Raw genomic sequence first — 3193 nt, 5'->3', positions numbered from 1 at the left:
GGGGACTTGAACCCCCACGTCCGTAAGGACACTAACACCTGAAGCTAGCGCGTCTACCAATTCCGCCACCTTCGCATACCATCAATTCTTAAAAAGAATTGCTACCACGGAGGCGCATTCTAGTGGTTTTCAGCTTTTCGTCAATAGTTAATTATCGCCGGAGGTGTAATTGCTGGAAAAATGTCCATCAGGAAACTAACGTGCAGGTTTGGTAGTTTTGTAGGTCGGATAAGGCGTTCACGCCGCATCCGACACGGTATTTGGGTGCAGATGCCAGATGCGACGCGGGCGCGTCTTATCTGGCCTACGAAGGGCTAACGTGCAGGTTTTGTAGGTCGGATAAGGCGTTCACGCCGCATCCGACACGGTATTCGGCGAGATAATTAACCTTTCTTCGCCTGGCGGGTCATAATGGCGCGATACACCTTGAAACGCCCGGTTTGCGCAATCACTTCATGGAAGCCAAATGTCTCATCCAGCACGTCCGGGTAAGGCAGGAAGGCGTTCGCTACAATTCGCAGCTCGCCGCCGCTATTAAGATGACGCACCGCGCCGCGAATCAGCGTTTGCGCCGCATCCAGGCTGGTTTGCATCCCATCGTGGAACGGCGGGTTGGAGATGATCATATCAAAACGACCTTTCACCTCGGAAAAGACGTTGCTGGCAAAGACTTCACCTTCAACACCGTTGGCCGCAAGTGTTGCGCGGCTGGCTTCTACCGCTGGCGCAGAGACATCGCACAAGGTGAGACGAATTTTCGGCGAATGGCGCGCAAAGGCAACTGAAAGCACACCCGCGCCACAGCCGACATCCAGCACTTTACCTTTCGTGTGCGGGGTTAACGTCGAGAGCAGCAACTGGCTACCGACATCCAGACCGTCGCGGCTAAACACGCCAGGCAGCGTTTTGACCGTCAGGCCATCGACGCTGTATTCGCCCCAGAATTTATCGGCATCAAATACCGGCTGTTTTTCCAGACGACCAAAATAGAGGCCACAGCGACGAGCGCTGTCGACTTTATTCAACGGCGCATAATCTGCCAGCATCTGCTCGGCGCTGCGCACGCCGCTGCGGTTCTCGCCAACGACAAAAATATCTGTCCCCACTGGCAGCAGAGAAAGTAAATTCATCAACTGGAACTGGGCTTCCGGTTTGTTCTTCGGCCAGTAGTAAATCAGCGTATCGCAATCTGCGACGTCATCCACCGTGGCGACCAGACTGAAACGGGCGTTATCCCCCATCTGGCGGCTTAATACCTGCCAGTGGTGGAATTGCTGGGTATGAGCACGGCTGGCCGCGGTATCTAAACGCGCGGGCAGGTCATCCTGTAAGTCTCCGGCAAACAGAATACGGCTTTGTTCGAAATCATCACTGTGACGCAGCAAGACTTCACTTGCCGGGGTAAATGCAGACATGGAATGCTCCTCAATTGATACTGGCGGCGATTATAGCCATATGTTGGCGCGGTATCGACGAATTTGCTATATTTGCGCCCCTGACAACAGGAGCGATTCGCTATGACATCCCGACGAGACTGGCAGTTACAGCAACTGGGCATTACCCAGTGGTCGCTGCGTCGCCCTGGCGCGTTGCAGGGGGAGATTGCCATTGCGATCCCGGCACACGTCCGTCTGGTGATGGTGGCAAACGATCTTCCCGCCCTGACCGATCCTTTAGTGAGCGATGTTCTGCGCGCATTAACCGTCAGCCCCGATCAAGTGCTGCAACTGACGCCAGAAAAAATCGCGATGCTGCCGCAAGGCAGTCGCTGCAACAGCTGGCGGTTGGGTACTGACGAACCGCTATCACTGGAAGGCGCTCAGGTGGCATCACCGGCGCTCACCGAATTACGGGCAAACCCAACGGCACGCGCCGCGTTATGGCAACAAATTTGCACATATGAACACGATTTCTTCCCTCGAAACGACTGATTTACCGGCGGCTTACCACATTGAACAACGCGCCCACGCCTTTCCGTGGAGTGAAAAAACCTTTGCCAGCAACCAGGGCGAGCGTTATCTCAACTTTCAGTTAACGCAAAACGGCAAAATGGCGGCGTTTGCGATTACGCAAGTGGTGCTGGATGAAGCTACATTGTTCAATATTGCGGTCGATCCTGACTATCAGCGTCAGGGATTGGGAAGGGTGCTGCTGGAACATCTGATCGACGAACTGGAAAAACGCGGCGTGGCGACACTATGGCTGGAAGTCCGTGCCTCAAATGCTGCCGCCATTGCCCTGTACGAAAGTTTAGGCTTTAACGAGGCGACGATTCGCCGCAATTACTACCCCACCACGGACGGTCGCGAAGACGCCATCATCATGGCGTTGCCAATCAGTATGTAAGACAAGGTGGAATAATGAAGTGGGACTGGATTTTCTTTGATGCCGATGAAACGCTGTTTACCTTTGACTCATTCACCGGCCTGCAGCGGATGTTTCTTGATTACAGCGTCACCTTTACCGCTGAAGATTTTCAGGACTATCAGGCCGTTAACAAGCCACTGTGGGTGGATTATCAAAACGGCGCGATCACTTCATTACAGCTTCAGCACGGGCGTTTTGAGAGCTGGGCCGAACGGCTGAAAGTTGAAGCAGGCTTGCTTAACGATGCCTTTATTAATGCGATGGCGGAAATCTGCACGCCGCTGCCGGGCGCGGTTTCTCTGCTTAACGCCATTCGTGGCAACGCCAAAATCGGCATCATCACCAACGGCTTTAGCGCCTTGCAGCAAGTGCGTCTGGAACGCACGGGCCTGCGTGATTACTTCGATTTGCTGGTGATTTCCGAAGAAGTTGGCGTTGCCAAACCGAATAAGAAAATTTTCGATTATGCGCTGGAACAGGCGGGCAATCCTGACCGTTCACGCGTGCTGATGGTTGGCGACACTGCCGAGTCCGATATTCTCGGTGGCATCAACGCCGGGCTTGCGACCTGCTGGCTGAATGCGCACCATCGCGAGCAACCAGAAGGCATCGCGCCCACCTGGACCGTTTCTTCGTTGCACGAACTGGAGCAGCTCCTGTGTAAACACTGATTGCCTCCCCCCCGTTGATGGGTAAAATAGCCGCAATTTTTCGTTTTCAACAAGCGCGGCGCGATGCCGCTTACTCAAGAAGAAAGAATTATGACGTTGTCTCCTTATTTGCAAGAGGTGGCGAAGCGCCGCACTTTTGCCATTATTTCTCACCC

The 3193-nt window shown here is 53.9% G+C and carries 5 protein-coding genes; 4 read left to right on the top strand and 1 reads right to left on the bottom strand.

The window, feature by feature from the left end; all coding sequences use genetic code 11:
* Window positions 1–383 precede the first annotated feature (383 nt).
* Window positions 384–1415: a 16S rRNA (guanine(1207)-N(2))-methyltransferase RsmC gene (gene rsmC, locus RTW80_RS23480; protein WP_001272345.1), complete on the bottom strand. Its 1032-nt coding sequence runs from the start codon at window positions 1413–1415 to the stop codon at window positions 384–386.
* A 102-nt stretch (window positions 1416–1517) separates the two neighbouring features.
* On the opposite strand from rsmC, the gene holD reads away from it, so the two are divergent.
* The 4 genes from holD to RTW80_RS31690 form a co-directional block, all read left to right on the top strand.
* Window positions 1518–1931, top strand: coding sequence for a DNA polymerase III subunit psi (gene holD, locus RTW80_RS23475; RefSeq protein ID WP_000204018.1), 414 nt, complete (start codon window positions 1518–1520; stop codon window positions 1929–1931).
* The gene (rimI, locus tag RTW80_RS23470; RefSeq protein WP_001092465.1) at window positions 1900–2346 is read left to right on the top strand and encodes a ribosomal protein S18-alanine N-acetyltransferase; all 447 of its coding nucleotides are present in this window, start codon (window positions 1900–1902) and stop codon (window positions 2344–2346) included. The genes holD and rimI overlap by 32 nt, the downstream gene beginning before the upstream one ends.
* A 14-nt stretch (window positions 2347–2360) precedes the next feature.
* Complete coding sequence (yjjG, locus tag RTW80_RS23465; protein WP_000870700.1) at window positions 2361–3038, top strand: pyrimidine 5'-nucleotidase; 678 nt, start codon at window positions 2361–2363, stop codon at window positions 3036–3038.
* A 90-nt stretch (window positions 3039–3128) separates the two neighbouring features.
* Window positions 3129–3193 (top strand): hypothetical protein (locus tag RTW80_RS31690; protein ID WP_374939837.1); only part of this gene is annotated, 65 nt, incomplete at its 3' end.

This window comes from Escherichia sp. AM3 (assembly GCF_032029835.1).
Classification (GTDB): domain Bacteria; phylum Pseudomonadota; class Gammaproteobacteria; order Enterobacterales; family Enterobacteriaceae; genus Escherichia; species Escherichia coli.
Note: the sequence above shows the minus strand (reverse complement) of the source record. Positions and strands in the feature narration are given on the sequence as shown.

Bases quoted from the DNA above. Each gene is read 5' to 3' on its own strand.
- rsmC (WP_001272345.1), bottom strand. From the start codon at position 1,415: ATGTCTGCATTTACCCCGGCAAGTGAAGTCTTGCTGCGTCACAGTGAT.
- holD (WP_000204018.1), top strand. From the start codon at position 1,518: ATGACATCCCGACGAGACTGGCAGTTACAGCAACTGGGCATTACCCAG.
- rimI (WP_001092465.1), top strand. From the start codon at position 1,900: ATGAACACGATTTCTTCCCTCGAAACGACTGATTTACCGGCGGCTTAC.
- yjjG (WP_000870700.1), top strand. From the start codon at position 2,361: ATGAAGTGGGACTGGATTTTCTTTGATGCCGATGAAACGCTGTTTACC.